We start from the raw sequence: 17,200 nt of genomic DNA on the forward strand, positions 1-17,200 counted from the left end.
TCGCGTCACCTGTTTTTATAATTTAAGAATTGGTACATAGATATTTCATCCATAACCGCTTTTTCCATTTTCTCATTTGCGTCATTTTTTTGTTTCTTTCGACGTTCAATTATTTTTTCAAATTTTTTCGTTTCTACGTGTGCTTCTGTGAGATTAGATTGTTTTGCTTCCATCTCTGCACGGGCTCTTTGCACATCCTTCTGCAACTCAACTATCATGTCATTCAACTTTTCCAAATAGGTGAACTGCTCCTTTAATTTGTCTAAAGTAGTTGTTTGCTGTAAGGATTCTTCATAAATTTCTTCCGCTACTTCTTTCTTTTTTAACAGCTGATAAAGTTGAGTTGCCGATTTTTCAAAACAATCCATCGATTGCTGATATGCTTTTTGAGCTTGTACTTTTTCTGTTTCGCGAATATGTAATAGTTTTGACAAGACAACCGTGTCACTCATTCGTTAACACCTCCGTGAAGCAGATTTTGCATTAATTGAACAGACTCCTCAAACGAATGATAATCATGTATTCCCTGCATAAGAAAAGATTGGATCTTAGGATAATACGCAATTGCCTGATCAATTTCTTGATCTGTCCCCCGTTTATAAGCACCAATTTGAATTAATTCGCGATTTTCTTCAAACGTTGCAAGTAAAGCTCGGATTTCTTTAGCTAATTCGTGATGGTTCTTATCTGTTACCTGTTGCATCACTCGACTAATTGATTGTAAGACATTAATCGCTGGGTACTGTCCCCTTTCGGCTAATTTACGATCCATAACAAAATGACCATCTAGAATACCACGAACTGTATCGGCAATTGGTTCATTCATATCATCTCCATCGACGAGCACAGTGTAAAAAGCAGTAATAGTTCCATTGGGATTTGTCCCTGTTCGTTCTAACAGCTTAGGCAGCGTAGCAAATACGGATGGCGTATATCCTTTTGTTGTTGGTGGTTCCCCTGTTGCTAATCCTACTTCACGCCTTGCCATGGCAACACGCGTTACAGAATCCATCATCAGATTGACACGATAGCCTTGATCGCGAAAATATTCACTAATTGCAGTAGCTGTATCTGCCCCTTTAATTCTCATGAGGGCTGGTTGATCAGACGTTGCAACAACGACAATGGATTTTTTAAGTCCTTCATCTCCAAGGTCTTTTTCAATAAACTCTCTAACTTCTCGACCACGCTCACCAATTAATGCAATGACATTGATATCCGCTTCACTATTACGGGCAATCATCCCAAGCAAAGTGCTTTTTCCAACTCCACTACCAGCAAAAATACCAATTCGTTGTCCTTCTCCAACCGTTAGTAATGCATCAATGATTTTAATCCCGACCTGTAAAGGGTTTGTAATTGGCGGTCGTTGCATCGGATTTGGTGGAGATTGATCAGTAAGGAAGCTGGTGAGACCTTTTTGCAGTGGCTGTCCATTTAATGGCTTACCTAAAGCATCAATAACATGACCAATTAGTCCTCTGCCTATCTTTACACTAAGCGGCTTCCCTGTTGATTCCACCAGACATCCAGGTCCAATCTCCATCACTTCTTCATAAGGCATAAGGATAATTCGTTCCTCGTTAAATCCTACAACTTCTGCAATAATAGGTTCATCTTTTTGAGCAGAGGGATGGATATAACACACCTCTCCAATGTTAGCGGCAGGGCCTTTAGATTCAATCATAATACCAACCACACGTAACACTTTCCCGTAACGTTTGTACGTATCCGCCTTGGAAATAGCAGTTAAATAACTTGTCGGATTCATTGTTTTTTCTCCCCTGCTAACTCAGATAAAACCTTACCAATTTCCTCCAGTTGTGTATCAACGCTGACATCGACTTGTCCAAATGGATGTTTAATCATACAGCCATTCTCCTTTATTTCGTCAGAAACATAACACGTAAGCTTCGCATTTTGTTCGATTAAAGAAGCTAATTCCTCTTTATGCTGGATAACGAATGTATATTGGTCGGGGTGCAAATAAAGCGCAACTTCCGACTGGTCTTTCAATTCTTTAATGGCAGCTTTTATAATGGACAAAAACAATTCCGGATTTGCATCAATCTTTTGTTTGAGAATCTTTTCCGCTGTATGAATGGCGATTTCCATTATTGTTTCTTCATGTTCTTCAATGAGCGTATGGTAATCCTGCTTTGCACTGTCAATAATTTGGTTCGCTTGATCCAAATACTCTTTATACGCAGTAAGGCTTTCTGATTTTCCTAGTGAAAAACCAGCCTGATATCCTTCTTTCTTGGCAGCTTCGATATATTTCTGTTTTTCCTCTTGCCATGCTTGCTTTTCTGCTTCAATTTCCTGCTGTGTCTGTTCCATTAATCGCTTTTGCTCTTCATGGAGATCAGCTAGAGTTTGCTTAGCTTGCATCATTTGCTGATTGAGCTGCCCTTTGTCAGGATGCTGTTTGGGATTATTTACAACATTGTTTTGTAGAAATGCAGCAGCGGGCTTAACACGAATTTGCTTTCGTTCATTGATCCATGATGGATTAGACAATGATATCATCACCTCCACCTCTTGCAATTACAATTTCACCTATATCTTCAAGTCTCCGTATCGTTGAAACGATACGCGTCTGCGCTTCCTCTACATCACGCAAGCGAACTGGTCCCATATATTCCATTTCCTCTTTAAATGTCTCTGCCATCCGTTGTGACATGTTTTTAAACACGATGTCTTTCACTTCATCACTGGCTACCTTAAGAGAGAGACGCAGGTCTTCGTTATCTACTTCGCGAATAATCCGTTGAATCGCACGGTTATCCAAAATAACAATATCCTCAAATACGAACATACGCTTTTTAATTTCATCCGCCAGCTCAGGGTCTTGAATTTCCAATGCATCTAAAATGGTTCGTTCTGTACTCCTATCTACACCATTTAGAACTTCTACAACTGCTGGAATACCACCAGTTTGCGTATAATCCTCAGTAAACGAAGCAGAGATGTTTTTTTCCAGTACTTGCTCCACTTGCGAAATAATTTCCGGTGACGTGGAATCCATCGTAGCAATACGCTTCGCTACATCCGCCTGCATATCTTGTGGCAAAGCAGATAATATTTGTCCTGCCTGTTCTGGGTCCAAATAGGAAAGAACTAGCGCGATCGTTTGCGGATGCTCTCCTTGAATAAAATTAAACACTTGTTGTGGATCAGCCCTTCTAGCAAAATCAAATGGTCGCACCTGCAAAGACGAAGTTAGGCGGTTAATGATATTCGTTGCTTCTTGTTTACCAAAAGCCTTTTCCAATACGGTTTTCGCATACCCAATACCACCTTGAGCGATATAATCCTGTGCTTGTGCTATCTGATGGAATTGCTCGATGATTTCCTCTTTTTGCTGGTTATCCACTTTCTTCACCGAAGAAATTTCTAAACTGAGTTTTTCAATTTCTTCTTCTGTTAAATGCTTATATACCTGTGCTGATACATCTGGACCTAAGGAGATTAATAGAATTGCAGCTTTTTGTTTACCAGTGAGTCCTTTATGTCGTGCCATTATTCATACCTCCTATTCCTCTCCAATCCAGCTACGCAGTAACTTTGCAAATTCTTCTGGTTTTTCCTTCGCAATCTTCTCTAACTGTTTTTTACGGATGGTAGCTTCTGAATCCTCTCGTTCAGGAAGATCTGGGATTTCTACTGGTGCTGTTACTTCTTGTTGTATTTCTTCATATTCCTCATCTGCTTTTCTAGAACGCAAGTAGAAGATTAACAAAATAATGATAGCTAGAAGCAATATCCCTCCAACTACATAAACCCATGTTGGTATAGTAGATGGATTATCAGTAGGCTTTGTATCTGTACCAGTAAATTCCTGAAAAACAATGGATACATTTTCTTCAGGTGTTACCTCTTCTTCGTATTCTGCATGAATAGATGTAGTAATGACGGAATCAATAATAGAACTAATACCTTCTTCAACAGTAGTCTGTTCTTGCTGTGATAAATATTCTACATCGTTTCCTTCTGCAGATTTTACTCGGTTAACTGCAACTTGAACCCCTAAATCACGAACTTTATACGGGCTTTCAACAATATTTTTTCTAATTTTATTAAATTCATTGTTGATCGTTTCTTTTGTCATTTCGTATTCGCCATCGCCGTCTCTATCTGTGGCTTGATAATTCGCCACATCTCCTTCACCAGTGCCGACGGTTCCACCTGCAGCAGCGCCATTACCTTCATATGTTTCCTGGATCGTTTCAATACTAACTGGAAGTCCTTCCATATTTTCCAAATCAACTGGTTCGACAAGTTCCTCCGTTCGGTTCTCTTGGGTAAAATCTATATCTGAAGTTACTGACACGATTACATTCCCAGGTCCTACCATTGCACTAAGCATTTGCTGCAAACGTTTTTGTACATCTTTTTCGATGTCTTTTTTAACCGTTTGCTGATATGTATACGTATCTTTTGGCGTGTTACTACCACCAGCCCCTTCTGGTTCAAAGCTCTCAAAATATTGGTTCGTAATCGCAATATTCTCTGTTGGCAAATTCGGCACAGCTTTAGAGACGATATGATATAATCCGTTAATTTGTCCAGCTTCAAAGTTATGTCCAGCTTCTGTATTGATTACAATTGAAGCGCTTGCCTCCTGCTTTGTATCATTCACGAAAACCGGATCTTCTGGCATATTAATCATTACTTTTGCATCTTGTATACCGTCAATTCCTTTAATTAAATTAGCCAATTCCGTTTGCATTGCATCAAGCTTCATGACATTAAACTCGTTTTCAGTCACTCCCCATGAAGCATTTTCACTAAAAAAGGAATAATCAATATTCCCACTATTCGGTATCCCTTGGGCGGCAAGATCAACTAACAGACTATCCACTTGCTCTTCTGGAACCTCAATAACCTTGCCACCATCTGCTAGTTCATAAGGAACACCTCTTGCGTCCAGTTCTTCTTTAATTTGTCCCACTTCCTGCACAGATAAATTATTATATAGTGGAACGTAGTTTGTTGAATTCATTGTAAAAAGTGAAATAGCTAATATCAAAAGGACAACTACGAATAAAGACCCGAAAAATGTTAATTTTTGAACTTTTGTGCGGTTTCTCCAGAAATTCGTAGTACGGTCCTTCCAATTCATTATTTTCTCTTTCATAAGTTCCCCCACCAACATGCTCTAGTAAAATATCTTTTATATGTACAGTACATAAAGAGGATAAGGAAAACACAACATCATGCAGTAATTTAAGTACGTTTTCCAAAGTCAAGAAATGAATTAACCTATTTATGGATTGTTTTCAAAACTAATTATCCACTCGCATGAACATTCCAATGGCTTAAAAGGTTTTAAGCCGCTACTAGAACATCCATTTAGTACCTTTTATCTATACAAGTTCTTTAAACGATTGATGTACGATCTGAATAGTAAATTCTCTTTACACTTGCATGCTCATTACTTCTTTATACGCTTCTACTGCTTTACTCTGAATTTGTACCGTTGCTTCTAAAGCAATATTAGATTTTTGCGCTGCTATCATCACGTCATGCAAATCGGTGACTTTCCCATTTGCCATGGCTTCCGTTTTTTTATCAGAAGCTATCTGTACATCGTTTACTTTATCAATCGCATTTTTTAATGCAGAAGCAAATTTTTCTTGTGCTTCACCAGGAGAAATATTTGCTTTATTTTGAGCATCTGTAGTAGGTGATAACTGTTGTAATGGTTGATTTATTGCTTGAATCAAAATTTCCACTCCCTTTACTTTATAGTTGTAGTTAATCGTAATTATTTACCAATTTCCAACGCCTTCATCAACATTGATTTACTAGCATTTAATGAAGTGATGTTTGCCTCGTACGAACGAGTAGCACTCATTAAATCTACCATTTCTTTTAAAGGATCTACGTTTGGTAACTGAACATAGCCATCCTCATTGGCATCCGGATGAATAGGATTATACACTGGTTTAAAGGGACTTTGATCCTCTGTTATGGATCGAACCCGAACACCAGCAGATGTAGGGGCGTTAGCAGCTTTATGTAAAAAGGATTGAAATGAAGAGCCTTCCGGTTGCATCGTAACCATTTTTCTGCGATAAGGCTCTATTTCTCCAGCCTCATTTACTGTTGCTCTTGTTGTTTGCGCGTTTGCAATATTAGAAGATATAACATCCATTCTTAACCTTTGGGCAGTTAATGCACTTGCACTAGAATGTAGCGAGTGAAACATCGACATTGCTACCTACCTCCTTTTAAAACAGTTTGTAAGCTGCCAAATTTACCGTTAATCCGATCTACGAGCGCTTGATAATAAATTTGATTTTTAGCCAAGTTAGCCATTTCTTTATCCACATCTACATTATTACCATTGTGCTGATAAGATGTAGCATGCTGCCTAATCGTTTTATAACCTGCTGGTTGTGCCTCACCTTGAAAACTTAAATGTTTGCTATTTGTTCTTTTCGCCTGTAACGGTTGAGAAAGCTCTTTTGCCAAATAATTTTTAAATGTGACATCTTTCGCTTTGTAATTTGGTGTATCTAAATTGGCTAGATTTGAGGAAATAGCTCGATTCTTGGCTGAAGCATAGTTTAATGATTGTTCTAAAGTCTGAATCGTTCCACTAAACATACTCATTTTTTCACCCCTAAAAAAGTACTAACAATATTTAAGAATACGTCGAAAGTATCATTTATCTACGAATAGTTTAAGTCATAATGAAACTAAAGTCTATTGGTTTTCGACATTTTTATATAATTTTTTTAAAGTTAGTCATTTCTTACTAGGTATTTATTCCTGTTTTCGCGTTGGATAATACTAACATTTCTGATAACATTTGCAATCAAGGATAACTTGCAAGTTTTTATCTTGAATGTAACGTTTCGTAAGATTATCAATCCAAGAGTTGAAAGGCTACAAAATAGTCTAATAGGGAAATAATCGCATCTAAATTCGGATTCGTTCGGACCGACATGATAAACATACTTCAACGAGCTATAATAAGAGCTTTGACCGCATCTGATGAAGCTTTTCAATTTGCACATAGTGAACAAAGCGAAGTAAACAATTAATAATAGCTATGCAAATAGGAATCGATGGTAAATGAAAAGGAGTTTATTCAATGGCTTGAAAAAATATAGAAATTTCATTTCCTAATATGAACATTTAGAAGATGACGGAAAGTTGGTTTGCTTAACGACAGTAGGGCTTCAAATAGACGAACCTTACTTCAGAAGATATTAGAAATATCTAAGTGGTCTTACATGTACTGGAAAATGAAGAGGGGAGGAATTTATGTCTAGTAAATTAGGTAAGTCTAATGAGCAACTAGCTCCAGAAGAAAGAAAGCCTCTATATTGCAAATCGGAATTTTCTGCTTATATGGATGGTTCGTATCATATCAGACTTGGCTTTTTATTTATATAATTACAGAAAGTTGGTATATCGTAAATGACTTTAAATTATGATCGTGGCTTGGCATCATATTAGTTTGCCACAACTTTACCTCGTGTTCTACTAATGGCAATTAGCAGAGTGTATGCCAATAAATTCAACAAATATTTTCACTTTTCTTTAAAGACGTTCTACTTGGCTGTTGGCAATCCGCTTCTGGTTCGATGTATTAAATATATGTTTTCTCTTATTATTAGCAATTTGCTCTGGTATGTACATCCCAAAACACGAAAGGTAACAGGTCAGTATATTTCCTCTTAGCTTAGAATATCAAGTTGCTTCAAAAATCCGTGTATACAAAACATCCACGAACACAAATGAATGTGCCGTGGATGTTTTCCGTGTTTTAAGGTCTTCTCTAAAAACCGTTCGTATTTTTCCTTATCTAGAACGTAATTTTTCTAGTTCTACAAGGAAATTATGGTTTAACACTTTAATATATGTTCCCTTCATACCTAATGAACGAGATTCAATTACGCCTGCGCTTTCCAGCTTTCTTAGAGCATTTACAATTACAGAACGGGTAATACCTACACGATCTGCAATTTTACTTGCTACAAGTAGTCCTTCACTGCCGTCAAGTTCTTCAAAAATGTGGTCAATAGCTTCTAATTCACTATAGGAAAGTGAGCTGATTGCCATTTGGACAACTGCTTTACTTCTTGCTTCCATTTCAATTTCCTGAGATTTTTCATGAAGAATTTCCATACCTACTACTGTAGCACCATATTCAGCTAGCAAAAGATCATCTTCATTGAACTCTTCCGATAAACGTCCAAGAATTAGCGTACCTAAGCGATCGCCGCCACCAATAATTGGAACAATCGTAGTTAAAGCGTTTTGGAATAAGTCACGATTTTCTACCGGAAACACAGTGTGTGGGCTGTCGATATCAAGGTTCGCTGTTGTTTCATGAATGTTGTATAAACCTTCTGTATATTCTTGTGGAAATTGACGTTCTTCTAGCATAGCTTTCATTCTTTCATTTTCAATTTCCTGATTAATCGCAAATCCAAGTAATTTCCCTCGACGACTCAAAATATACACATTACCTTTAATAACATCGCGTAATGAAGCGGACATATCATTAAAATCCACCGATTTTCCTCCGAATTTTTGTAGCATTGCGTTAATTTTTCTTGCACGATTTAATAGTTCCATTGTGATCCTCCATTCGATCTTTAGGTTATAGTATATATTGACTTAAATCTTTATTTTTAGCGATAGCAGATAGTTTTTCATCTACATATGCTGGAGTTATTTCAACTGTATCCATATTAATCTCTGGAGCTTCAAAGGAAAGATCCTCCAACAGTTTTTCTAAAATGGTATGCAGTCTTCTCGCTCCGATATTATCCATTTCCTGATTCACTTCATATGCTATTTCAGCGATTCTATCTACAGCTTCGTCTGTAAATTCTATATTTATACCTTCTGTTTTCAATAAAGCCTCATATTGCTTCAGTAAAGCATTCGAAGGTTCTTTTAAAATCCGCTTAAAGTCATCTGTTGAAAGCTTCTCCAATTCTACTCGAATCGGAAATCTTCCCTGTAGTTCTGGTATTAAATCAGAAGGTTTCGACATATGAAAGGCACCAGCAGCAATAAATAACATATGGTCCGTTTTTACAGGTCCATGCTTGGTAATCACTGTAGAACCTTCTATAATCGGTAGTATATCACGCTGTACACCTTCTCGTGATACATTAGCACTCTGTTGTTCTTTTCCAGCTACTTTGTCAATCTCATCAATAAATACGATTCCGGATTGCTCCGCTCGCTGAATAGCCTCTTGTGCTGCTTCTTCCATGTCAACTAGCTTACTTGCTTCTTGTTGTGTTAACACTTTGCGTGCTTCAGCTACTGGTAATTTACGTTTCTTTTTCTTTTTTGGCATAAACTGACCAAGTGCATCTTGCATATTCATGCCCATATGCTCCATACCAGAACCTTGCAACATATCAAACATAGATGGGGTTTGTTCCTCTATTTCCACAGTAACAATCTCATCTTCTAGTTCTCCAGAAGCTAATTGTTGTTCCACACGCTTTCGTTTATTTCGAATTTCTTCATTTTTTACAGATTCATCATCGGAGTCGCTGTTATCTTGTTGAGAAGAAAACAACATTTCAAAAGGGTTTTTTGCATGGCTCCCTGTTTTCGCCTGAGGAACTAACAGTTTAACAAGCAGTTTATTCGCTTCTTTTTCAGCTTTACTCTTAACTTGCTTCATTTTCTCATCTTTTACTGATCGTAAAGCCATTTCTACTAAATCACGAATCATGGATTCCACATCGCGACCGACGTAGCCTACTTCGGTAAACTTCGTTGCCTCTACTTTCACAAATGGCGCTCCTACCAGCTTGGCTAACCTTCTAGCTATTTCTGTTTTCCCTACACCAGTTGGACCAATCATCAATATATTCTTAGGGACGATTTCCTCTTTTAAGTCTTCCTCTAGCTTCATGCGTCTGTATCTGTTACGCAATGCAACAGCGACAGAACGCTTTGCGCTTTTCTGTCCAATAATATATTTATCCAATTGTCCCACAACTTGCTTTGGAGTGTAGTCCATACCCATTTTCCAAAGGCCTCCTTTTACTCCAATACCTCTAGTGTGATGTGATTGTTCGTATACACACATACTTCTCCAGCAATCTCTAAGGCCGCTTGCGCAATTTCCTTGGCGGATAATTCTTTAGAATGTCTTGCTAAAGCTCTACCTGCACTAAGCGCATAGTTTCCACCAGAACCAATTGCTAAAATTCCGTCATCAGGCTCAATGACTTCACCCGTTCCAGAAACTAAAAACATATGCTCTTTATTCATTACAATCAATAGTGCTTCAAGCTTTCGCAACACCTTATCACTACGCCATTCTTTCGCCAGTTCCACAGCCGCTCTGGGCAAATTGCCATTATATGTCTCTAATTTCCCTTCAAATTTCTCAAAGAGAGTAAATGCATCAGCCACAGATCCGGCAAACCCAGCCAATACTTGCCCTTTAAACAAGGTACGAACTTTCTTTGCTTTATGTTTCATAATTACTGCATTTCCCATCGTAACTTGACCATCACCGCTCATCGCACATTTCCCATTATGGCGGATGGCAAAAATAGTGGTAGCATGCATTTCATTGGTCATGTCAGCTCACCTCTTTAATCAAAATTAATCATTCGCTCTTGGGTGACTTTTCATATAAACACGTCGCAAATGATCTTTCGTCACATGAGTATAAATTTGTGTGGTTGACAAATTTTCATGACCTAACAATTCTTGAACGCTGCGTAAATCGGCACCTTCGTTCAAGAGATGTGTAGCGAAAGTGTGACGCAATTTATGCGGATGTACGTGTACGGTTAAAGCTGCTTTTTTCACCATTCGGTTTAATACATCCCGAATTCCTCTTTCTGTTAACGGAAATCCACGGTTATTAAGAAATAATACGTCTGTAGGTTGGTTAGATTTGGCTAGCAACGTCTTCCTTCCATCCTGTATGTATGTTTCTAAAGCAATTTCAGCAAATTTTCCATACGGAATATAACGTTCTTTTCTGCCCTTTCCCATTACAAACACCGTTCCAATGAAAAAATCGATGTTTTCTAAAACCAATTGCTGACATTCGCTTACCCGCATTCCCGTAGCGTAAAGCAACTCTAATAAGGCTTGGTCCCGTTGGCCTAATGGATGCGTTAAATCATTCACTTCAAATAGTTTTTCTAGCTCTTTTGTGTACAAAAATCCCGGGATGGTGCTTTCCGTTTTAGGTAAACGAATAGCAGAAAATGGGTTGGTTGTTACCACATCTTCGCGTTCTAAATATTTATAAAACGTTCGCAACGTCGATATTTTCCGGGAAACAGATCTCCTGCTTAATTGCTGGTCATACAGGGCATTTAAAAACACACGAACAATCCGTCCGTCGACTTCATAGAGATTAGCTATCCCTTCAGCATTTAAAAAAGAAAAAAACCCTTCCAGATCATTTAAATAATATTTAACAGTGTATGGTGAAGCATTTTTTTCTATTTGTAAGTACTCCTTAAAGGATTGCCAATATTTCCTGAAATTATTCAAATTTTCACCCCATTAAGCAGCGAATAAATCATAACATAGAAATTATTCTTTAGCAATAAATTTAACTAAATTGTAACAAAATTCAGAAACAACACCTCTCATAAATAGATCTTGCCCTGTTTTCTTAATAAAGAACACTTTCCTTTGAGCATTAATTTTTCCAGACTGAAGTTTGTAAAACAACTCACTGATTGATTGGTAAACGTGAGCTAAGAATGCTGATATAAAGCAAATCTATTTATTCGTTGGCAACGGTACTTGTAGAATAAAGTATCAACTTATGCTGTCAAGTATATAACCTTACCAATGCGTAATTATATCTGTTTCTTCTTCATTAGTCAACCAATTATGTTTCGAATCTCACAATTCAAAATTAAACACTAAGACAGCAGGAATAATGAAGCAAATAATGGCTTTCCTTAAAAAGGAGCAATTAATGAGGTTCATTACAGCAATATCTATGCCAAAGCATTCTATCCTAATATAGTATATATCCTTTTTTTAGAAGGTTCAAACATTAACATTGTTACGAAAAGGTGACAAAGATCTTAAGCGTTGACCACGCCATACAACATAAAAACCATAGTGGCACATCGACAAGTACAAGTATGGATAATAAGGAGAAAAGAGCTTTGCTAGAGCTTATGCTTTTATACGAAGTAACACTTTTTAAAAAAAGATATTTTGATCAAGAAATTTACTATCCATTAAAAGCATAGGTTATCTTTCGTTTTGGAAGGGAAGAAAATGCTGTTGTTGGTATGGAAGCATGGCTAAATAATAGACACTTACTTCCAACGCGTTAGTAAAGTACAGAGGTGAAAGATGACGAGATAAGAAACCCCTTCATGAACTTTTTCCTTGCGTGTTCGTTGAACGGATCGCGGATTTAAATATAGTTTTTCTCATCATATTCGTAGCATCATAAGCGGATTTTTGAACAAGAAAATACGACTTTTACTTCTAAAATAAAAGAAGCCATGCCTTTAAAGCTAGAGATATGCCGACGTTGAGCAAACCCGCTTTTAGTTAATTTCGTACTGATATCGTAGGAATAAGTTCGAAGTTTGCTACAATTTGAGCGTTTGAACTGGACAACGCAAGCTACTTTTTAAAAACGTTACCCACAGCTGTTTAAGTTGATCATTTCCTAAACGCCAAAGAAAACTGCTCAACGAGGTTGAGCAGTTACTTCTGTACTTCTTCTTTATATTCGCAATTTGTACATTGAATTTGCGTTCCCTTTTTCGCTTTCTTCTCCACCAATAACGCATTACATTTAGGGCAAGGGCGTGAAATGGGTTTATCCCATGAAACAAAGTCACATTCAGGAAACTGATCGCAACCATAAAATGTGCGACGCTTTTTTGATTTTCTTTCTACAATTTCCCCATTCTTACATTTAGGACAATTCACACCTATCTTCTTTAAGATCGGCTTCGTGTTTCTACACTCTGGAAAGTTAGAGCAAGCTAAAAACTTCCCGTATCTTCCCATTTTATAAACCATTTCGTGACCACAGTTTTCACATTCAATTCCTGCTGGTTCATCTTTTATTTCCACTTTTTCCATTTCCTGCTCTGCTTTTTTCAAGCGTTTTTCAAATTCTTGATAGAATTGGTCAATGATTTTCACCCATTCTGTACGCCCTTCTTCAACAGCATCTAAATCATTTTCCATTTGAGCAGTGAAATCCACATCAATAATCTTCGGGAAAAATTCCTCAACTAGTTCCAATACAATAGTCCCTAATTCCGTTGGGACAAACCGCTTATTATCAACACTTACATAGCCTCTCCTTTGAATAGTATCCAACGTTGGTGCATAAGTAGATGGGCGGCCAATCCCAAGCTCTTCCATCGTTTTTACTAATCTCGCTTCCGTGTATCTTGGAGGTGGCTGTGTAAAGTGTTGGTTTGGCTTTATTTCCTGTGCTTTCACTTTCATGCCTTCTGTCAATGCTGGAAGCAGTTTATTTTCATCTTTTTTATTATCATCATTTCCTTCAACGTACACTTTCATAAAACCTTTAAACTTAATTTTCGATCCCGTAGCTCGAAACTCTACATTATTATTTAATAAATGGACTGTCATGGTGTCCATTACAGCAGCAGCCATCTGACTGGCTAAAAAACGTTCCCAAATTAATTTGTATAACCGGAGCTGATCTCTCGAAAGAATCGATTTGAGTGTATTTGGCTCTCTTAACACAGATGTTGGTCGAATAGCCTCATGCGCATCTTGAGCAGACTCTGATTGTTTTGCTTGCTTATTTGGTCCAAGGTACTCTCTCCCATATTGTTCGCTTATATACGATTTGGTTTCATTTTTAGCTGTTTCAGAGATTCTTGTTGAGTCTGTACGCATATACGTAATTAAACCAGTTATTCCACCCGATTGACGTCCAAGATCGATTCCTTCATATAATTGCTGAGCAACCATCATAGTTTTCTTTGCTTTGAAATTCAGTTTTCTAGCGGCTTCCTGTTGTAAGGAAGAAGTGGTGAAAGGTTGAGCTGGATTTCGTCTCCGCTCTTTTTTATTCACTTTATCAACCGTGAACTGGTCACCTTGAAGCATTTGTTTAATTTCTTTTACATCTGCTTCCGTTTTTAAAGCTACTTTTTTTCCATTCACCCCATAAAACGAACCTTGAAATAGTTCTTTATCCTTTAAAAACTGTGCATCTATTGACCAGTACTCTTCAGGCTTAAAGTTTTCTATTTCTTTTTCACGGTCGATAATTAATTTGACAGCAACAGATTGTACACGACCTGCACTTAAACCCTTTTTAACCTTCTTCCATAATAATGGACTAATATTGTATCCGACAAGACGATCCAATATTCTTCTTGCTTGTTGTGCATCCACTAAGTTCATATTTATCGATCTAGGGTGCTTAAACGACTCTTTAATCGCTTCTTTCGTAATCTCATTGAATACAACCCTGCATTCTGATTGTTCATCAATATTTAAAATATGCGCTAGATGCCAAGCGATAGCTTCCCCTTCTCGATCCGGGTCAGCGGCAAGGTAAATTTTCTTTGCTTTTTTTGCAGCAGCCTTTAAGTCCTTAACGACATCCCCTTTTCCGCGAATCGTGATGTACTTTGGTGCATAATCATTTTCTGCATCAACACCCATTTGACTTTTTGGTAAATCTCTCACATGACCCATTGAAGCCTTTACTTTATATTTTTTGCCTAAATAACGTTCAATCGTCTTTGCCTTCGCAGGCGATTCGACGATTACTAGATAATCTGACATATCATTTCCTCCCAAGCTAAGGTTGTCGATAGACAACCTTCACATCCAACCAGAATTCATATCTGGTAATCGTGTATTTCTTTATTTCCTACTATTTTATTATACGAATGAACTATTGGTATCGCTCTTAAAATTATTTGCAAATCTTCACTAATAGTAAATATATACGATACATTTGTCAAACATGATCTGAAATAATGCTTGCAAATATTCCTCTATTATTACTGCATAACTACCATTAAAACATTGTGGCACAGCGTTTAGCTCAGAGGCTTTTTATACGGCTAAACAAATCTTTTTTATAGATCGAATCCCATTCTTCCAATATGTCACTTGCATTCGTAACTAGTTGAGCTCCATCCCGAATTAATTGGTGACAGCCCTCTGTCTGGTCCATAAATATAGACCCTGGAACAGTGAATACTTCTCTTCCTTGCTCCAATGCTTGATCAACAGTTATCATTGTACCACTTCTCTTTTTTGCTTCAATAACTAATGTGCCAAAGCTTAGCCCACTAATAATTCTGTTCCGTTCTGGAAAATGGTGCCTTGCAGGTCGAGTTGTTGGAGGATATTCGGACAGAACGAGACCTTTATTAACAATATCTTGAAACAGTTGCCTGTTTTCTTTTGGATAAATATAATGAAAGCCACTCCCTAATACAGCTATCGTTTTCCCACAGTTTTCTAGAGTTATTTCATGTGCAAACTGATCTACTCCTTTTGCCATGCCACTAACAATTAACCATTTGTTTTGAATTAATGGTTCTATTAAAAAAGCTACTTTTTTCTTTGCTTCTGCAGAGGGATTTCTCGAGCCGATCACACTTATGGATGGCATATAGTTTAATAAACGCAAGTCACCTTTTCCATATAGCACCAGTGGTGGATCATGAATAGCTTTTAACATAGATGGGAAACGTTTGTCAAGAATAGTAATTATATGATGATTCGCCATTTCTGATTTCGTTCGTTTTATAAGCATATCACAATGAAGGTTTTGATAAAGATCTGCAGCATTTTTAAAGGGGAGGGAATAAGCGTGGCTTATTTGTTCAGGAGACATTTGATATAGATGTAAAAGAGAGATATCTTGCTTTAAGACTTTTTGTATCCAGCGCCTGGTGATTCCTTCGCAGCGGCTTAAATGAATTAAACGAAATCGAACGTTATTTATCATATTCCACTTCCTTTCATTTTATATATAAACTATTTTCATTAACCAGTTTCTGACCCTACATAGGACCAACTGGTAATATTAAGAAAGTTAGTAATCATTTCTGTCTGGGGTGCTAAATTTCTACAAAAAATCACCATTTAGCCTGTAACAAACATTTCAAATGTAAAAATACGCTCTTATTTTTATATATGAAACAGTTATTTACCAGATAAGTAAGGAGGAGCCTAAAGTCATGTTTAGGCTCCTCCACTAAGCAGAAGGTATCCCGGTAGTAACCTAAAGTTCTTTTATCTTTCTTATTTAGCCTTATGCTTAAAAATCTTGAACCTTAATGCGTTTTGCATTTCTCTTTTAAGCCATTTTCTTCAAGAGCACGAATCATCGTTTCACCCATTACTGCAGGAGTTTCAGCGACTTTAATCCCACACTCGTTCATAATCCGGATTTTTTCCTCTGCCGTTCCTTTTCCACCCGATATAATAGCACCAGCATGTCCCATTCGTTTTCCTGGAGGAGCTGTTGCGCCACCTATAAAGCCAACAACAGGCTTCGTCATATTTGCTTTTACCCATTCGGCAGCTTCTTCTTCTGCTGTACCGCCGATTTCACCAATCATCATCACTGCATATGTTTCTGGGTCATTATTAAAGGCCTCTAATACATCGATAAAGTTAGTCCCGTTGACAGGGTCTCCACCAATACCAACAGCTGTTGTTTGCCCGTAACCAGCTTCTGACAATTGATGTACCGCTTCGTATGTTAATGTTCCTGAACGGGATACGACACCGATATGGCCTTTTTTATGAATATAACCAGGCATGATTCCAATTTTACTTTCATCAGCAGTAATTACTCCCGGGCAGTTTGGACCGACTAATCGCGTTTTCTTCCCTTCCATATAACGCTTGACTTTCACCATATCCATAACTGGAATATGTTCTGTAATACAAATAACTAAGTCTAGTTCTGCGTCTACCGCTTCTAAAATGGCATCTGCTGCAAACTGCGCGGGAACGTAAATGACAGAAGCTGTTGCATCTGTAGCTTTTACTGCTTCAATTACTGTATTGAACACAGGTACTCCTTCAACCTCTGTACCGCCTTTTTTCGGTGTTACACCACCAACAATTTTCGTACCATATTCAAGCATTTGTTTAGTATGAAACTTAGCTGTGCCACCTGTTATTCCTTGGACAATTACTTTCGTATCTTTATTGACATATACACTCATTTTCGTCC

The 17,200-nt window shown here is 37.5% G+C and carries 17 protein-coding genes; 2 read left to right on the forward strand and 15 right to left on the reverse strand.

Annotated features, from left to right (window positions below; translation table 11 throughout):
* Positions 1-5 precede the first annotated feature (5 nt).
* The 8 genes from fliJ to flgB form a co-directional block, all read right to left on the reverse strand.
* On the reverse strand, positions 6-452 hold the full coding sequence (fliJ, locus tag KBP50_RS09770) for a flagellar export protein FliJ (RefSeq protein ID WP_050352740.1): 447 nt from the start codon (positions 450-452) through the stop codon (positions 6-8).
* Complete coding sequence (gene fliI, locus KBP50_RS09775; RefSeq protein WP_050352739.1) at positions 449-1,771, reverse strand: flagellar protein export ATPase FliI; 1,323 nt, start codon at positions 1,769-1,771, stop codon at positions 449-451. The genes fliJ and fliI overlap by 4 nt, the downstream gene beginning before the upstream one ends.
* Positions 1,768-2,529, reverse strand: coding sequence for a flagellar assembly protein FliH (gene fliH, locus KBP50_RS09780; protein WP_050352738.1), 762 nt, complete (start codon positions 2,527-2,529; stop codon positions 1,768-1,770). Before fliH ends, fliI begins: the two co-directional genes overlap by 4 nt.
* A complete protein-coding gene (fliG, locus tag KBP50_RS09785) occupies positions 2,513-3,523 on the reverse strand; it encodes a flagellar motor switch protein FliG (RefSeq protein ID WP_050352737.1) in 1,011 nt (336 codons plus the stop codon). Before fliG ends, fliH begins: the two co-directional genes overlap by 17 nt.
* Before the next feature lie 12 nt (positions 3,524-3,535).
* Complete coding sequence (fliF, locus tag KBP50_RS09790; protein WP_210967623.1) at positions 3,536-5,140, reverse strand: flagellar basal-body MS-ring/collar protein FliF; 1,605 nt, start codon at positions 5,138-5,140, stop codon at positions 3,536-3,538.
* A gap of 280 nt (positions 5,141-5,420) precedes the next feature.
* Complete coding sequence (fliE, locus tag KBP50_RS09795; RefSeq protein WP_128743484.1) at positions 5,421-5,729, reverse strand: flagellar hook-basal body complex protein FliE; 309 nt, start codon at positions 5,727-5,729, stop codon at positions 5,421-5,423.
* A 41-nt stretch (positions 5,730-5,770) separates the two neighbouring features.
* Positions 5,771-6,220, reverse strand: coding sequence for a flagellar basal body rod protein FlgC (flgC, locus tag KBP50_RS09800; RefSeq protein ID WP_050352734.1), 450 nt, complete (start codon positions 6,218-6,220; stop codon positions 5,771-5,773).
* 2 nt (positions 6,221-6,222) lie between these two features.
* Positions 6,223-6,621 carry a flagellar basal body rod protein FlgB gene (gene flgB, locus KBP50_RS09805; protein WP_050352733.1) on the reverse strand — a complete coding sequence of 133 codons (399 nt, stop codon included), beginning with the start codon at positions 6,619-6,621 and terminating at the stop codon, positions 6,223-6,225.
* A gap of 657 nt (positions 6,622-7,278) precedes the next feature.
* Between flgB and KBP50_RS22475 the strand changes: the two genes are divergently transcribed.
* Entirely contained in the window at positions 7,279-7,410 is a 132-nt protein-coding gene (locus KBP50_RS22475) for a hypothetical protein (protein ID WP_257786694.1), read from the forward strand.
* A gap of 408 nt (positions 7,411-7,818) precedes the next feature.
* On the opposite strand, the gene codY is transcribed toward KBP50_RS22475, so the two are convergent.
* From codY to xerC, 4 genes are read right to left on the reverse strand one after another with little or no spacing between them, the layout of a single operon-like run.
* Positions 7,819-8,598 carry a GTP-sensing pleiotropic transcriptional regulator CodY gene (gene codY, locus KBP50_RS09810; protein WP_050352732.1) on the reverse strand — a complete coding sequence of 260 codons (780 nt, stop codon included), beginning with the start codon at positions 8,596-8,598 and terminating at the stop codon, positions 7,819-7,821.
* 25 nt (positions 8,599-8,623) lie between these two features.
* Positions 8,624-10,018 carry an ATP-dependent protease ATPase subunit HslU gene (gene hslU, locus KBP50_RS09815; RefSeq protein WP_050352731.1) on the reverse strand — a complete coding sequence of 465 codons (1,395 nt, stop codon included), beginning with the start codon at positions 10,016-10,018 and terminating at the stop codon, positions 8,624-8,626.
* A 17-nt stretch (positions 10,019-10,035) separates the two neighbouring features.
* Complete coding sequence (gene hslV, locus KBP50_RS09820) at positions 10,036-10,581, reverse strand: ATP-dependent protease subunit HslV (RefSeq protein WP_050352730.1); 546 nt, start codon at positions 10,579-10,581, stop codon at positions 10,036-10,038.
* Positions 10,582-10,605: 24 nt separating this feature from the next.
* Complete coding sequence (gene xerC, locus KBP50_RS09825; protein WP_050352729.1) at positions 10,606-11,514, reverse strand: tyrosine recombinase XerC; 909 nt, start codon at positions 11,512-11,514, stop codon at positions 10,606-10,608.
* Positions 11,515-12,050: 536 nt separating this feature from the next.
* Here xerC and KBP50_RS09830 point away from each other — a divergent pair.
* Positions 12,051-12,233 (forward strand): hypothetical protein, encoded by a 183-nt coding sequence (locus tag KBP50_RS09830; protein ID WP_139325356.1) that lies wholly within the window; start codon positions 12,051-12,053, stop codon positions 12,231-12,233.
* Between the two features lie 469 nt (positions 12,234-12,702).
* On the opposite strand, the gene topA is transcribed toward KBP50_RS09830, so the two are convergent.
* The 3 genes from topA to sucD all read right to left on the reverse strand — a co-directional run bounded on the left by topA (position 12,703) and on the right by sucD (position 17,192).
* Complete coding sequence (gene topA / locus KBP50_RS09835; RefSeq protein WP_050352728.1) at positions 12,703-14,781, reverse strand: type I DNA topoisomerase; 2,079 nt, start codon at positions 14,779-14,781, stop codon at positions 12,703-12,705.
* Positions 14,782-15,046: 265 nt separating this feature from the next.
* The gene (gene dprA, locus KBP50_RS09840; protein WP_050352727.1) at positions 15,047-15,961 is read right to left on the reverse strand and encodes a DNA-processing protein DprA; all 915 of its coding nucleotides are present in this window, start codon (positions 15,959-15,961) and stop codon (positions 15,047-15,049) included.
* Positions 15,962-16,289: 328 nt separating this feature from the next.
* Complete coding sequence (gene sucD, locus KBP50_RS09845) at positions 16,290-17,192, reverse strand: succinate--CoA ligase subunit alpha (protein WP_050352726.1); 903 nt, start codon at positions 17,190-17,192, stop codon at positions 16,290-16,292.
* Between the last annotated feature and the right edge of the window lie 8 nt (positions 17,193-17,200).

The sequence above is a fragment of the Virgibacillus pantothenticus genome, assembly GCF_018075365.1.
Classification (GTDB): Bacteria; Bacillota; Bacilli; order Bacillales; family Amphibacillaceae; genus Virgibacillus; species Virgibacillus pantothenticus.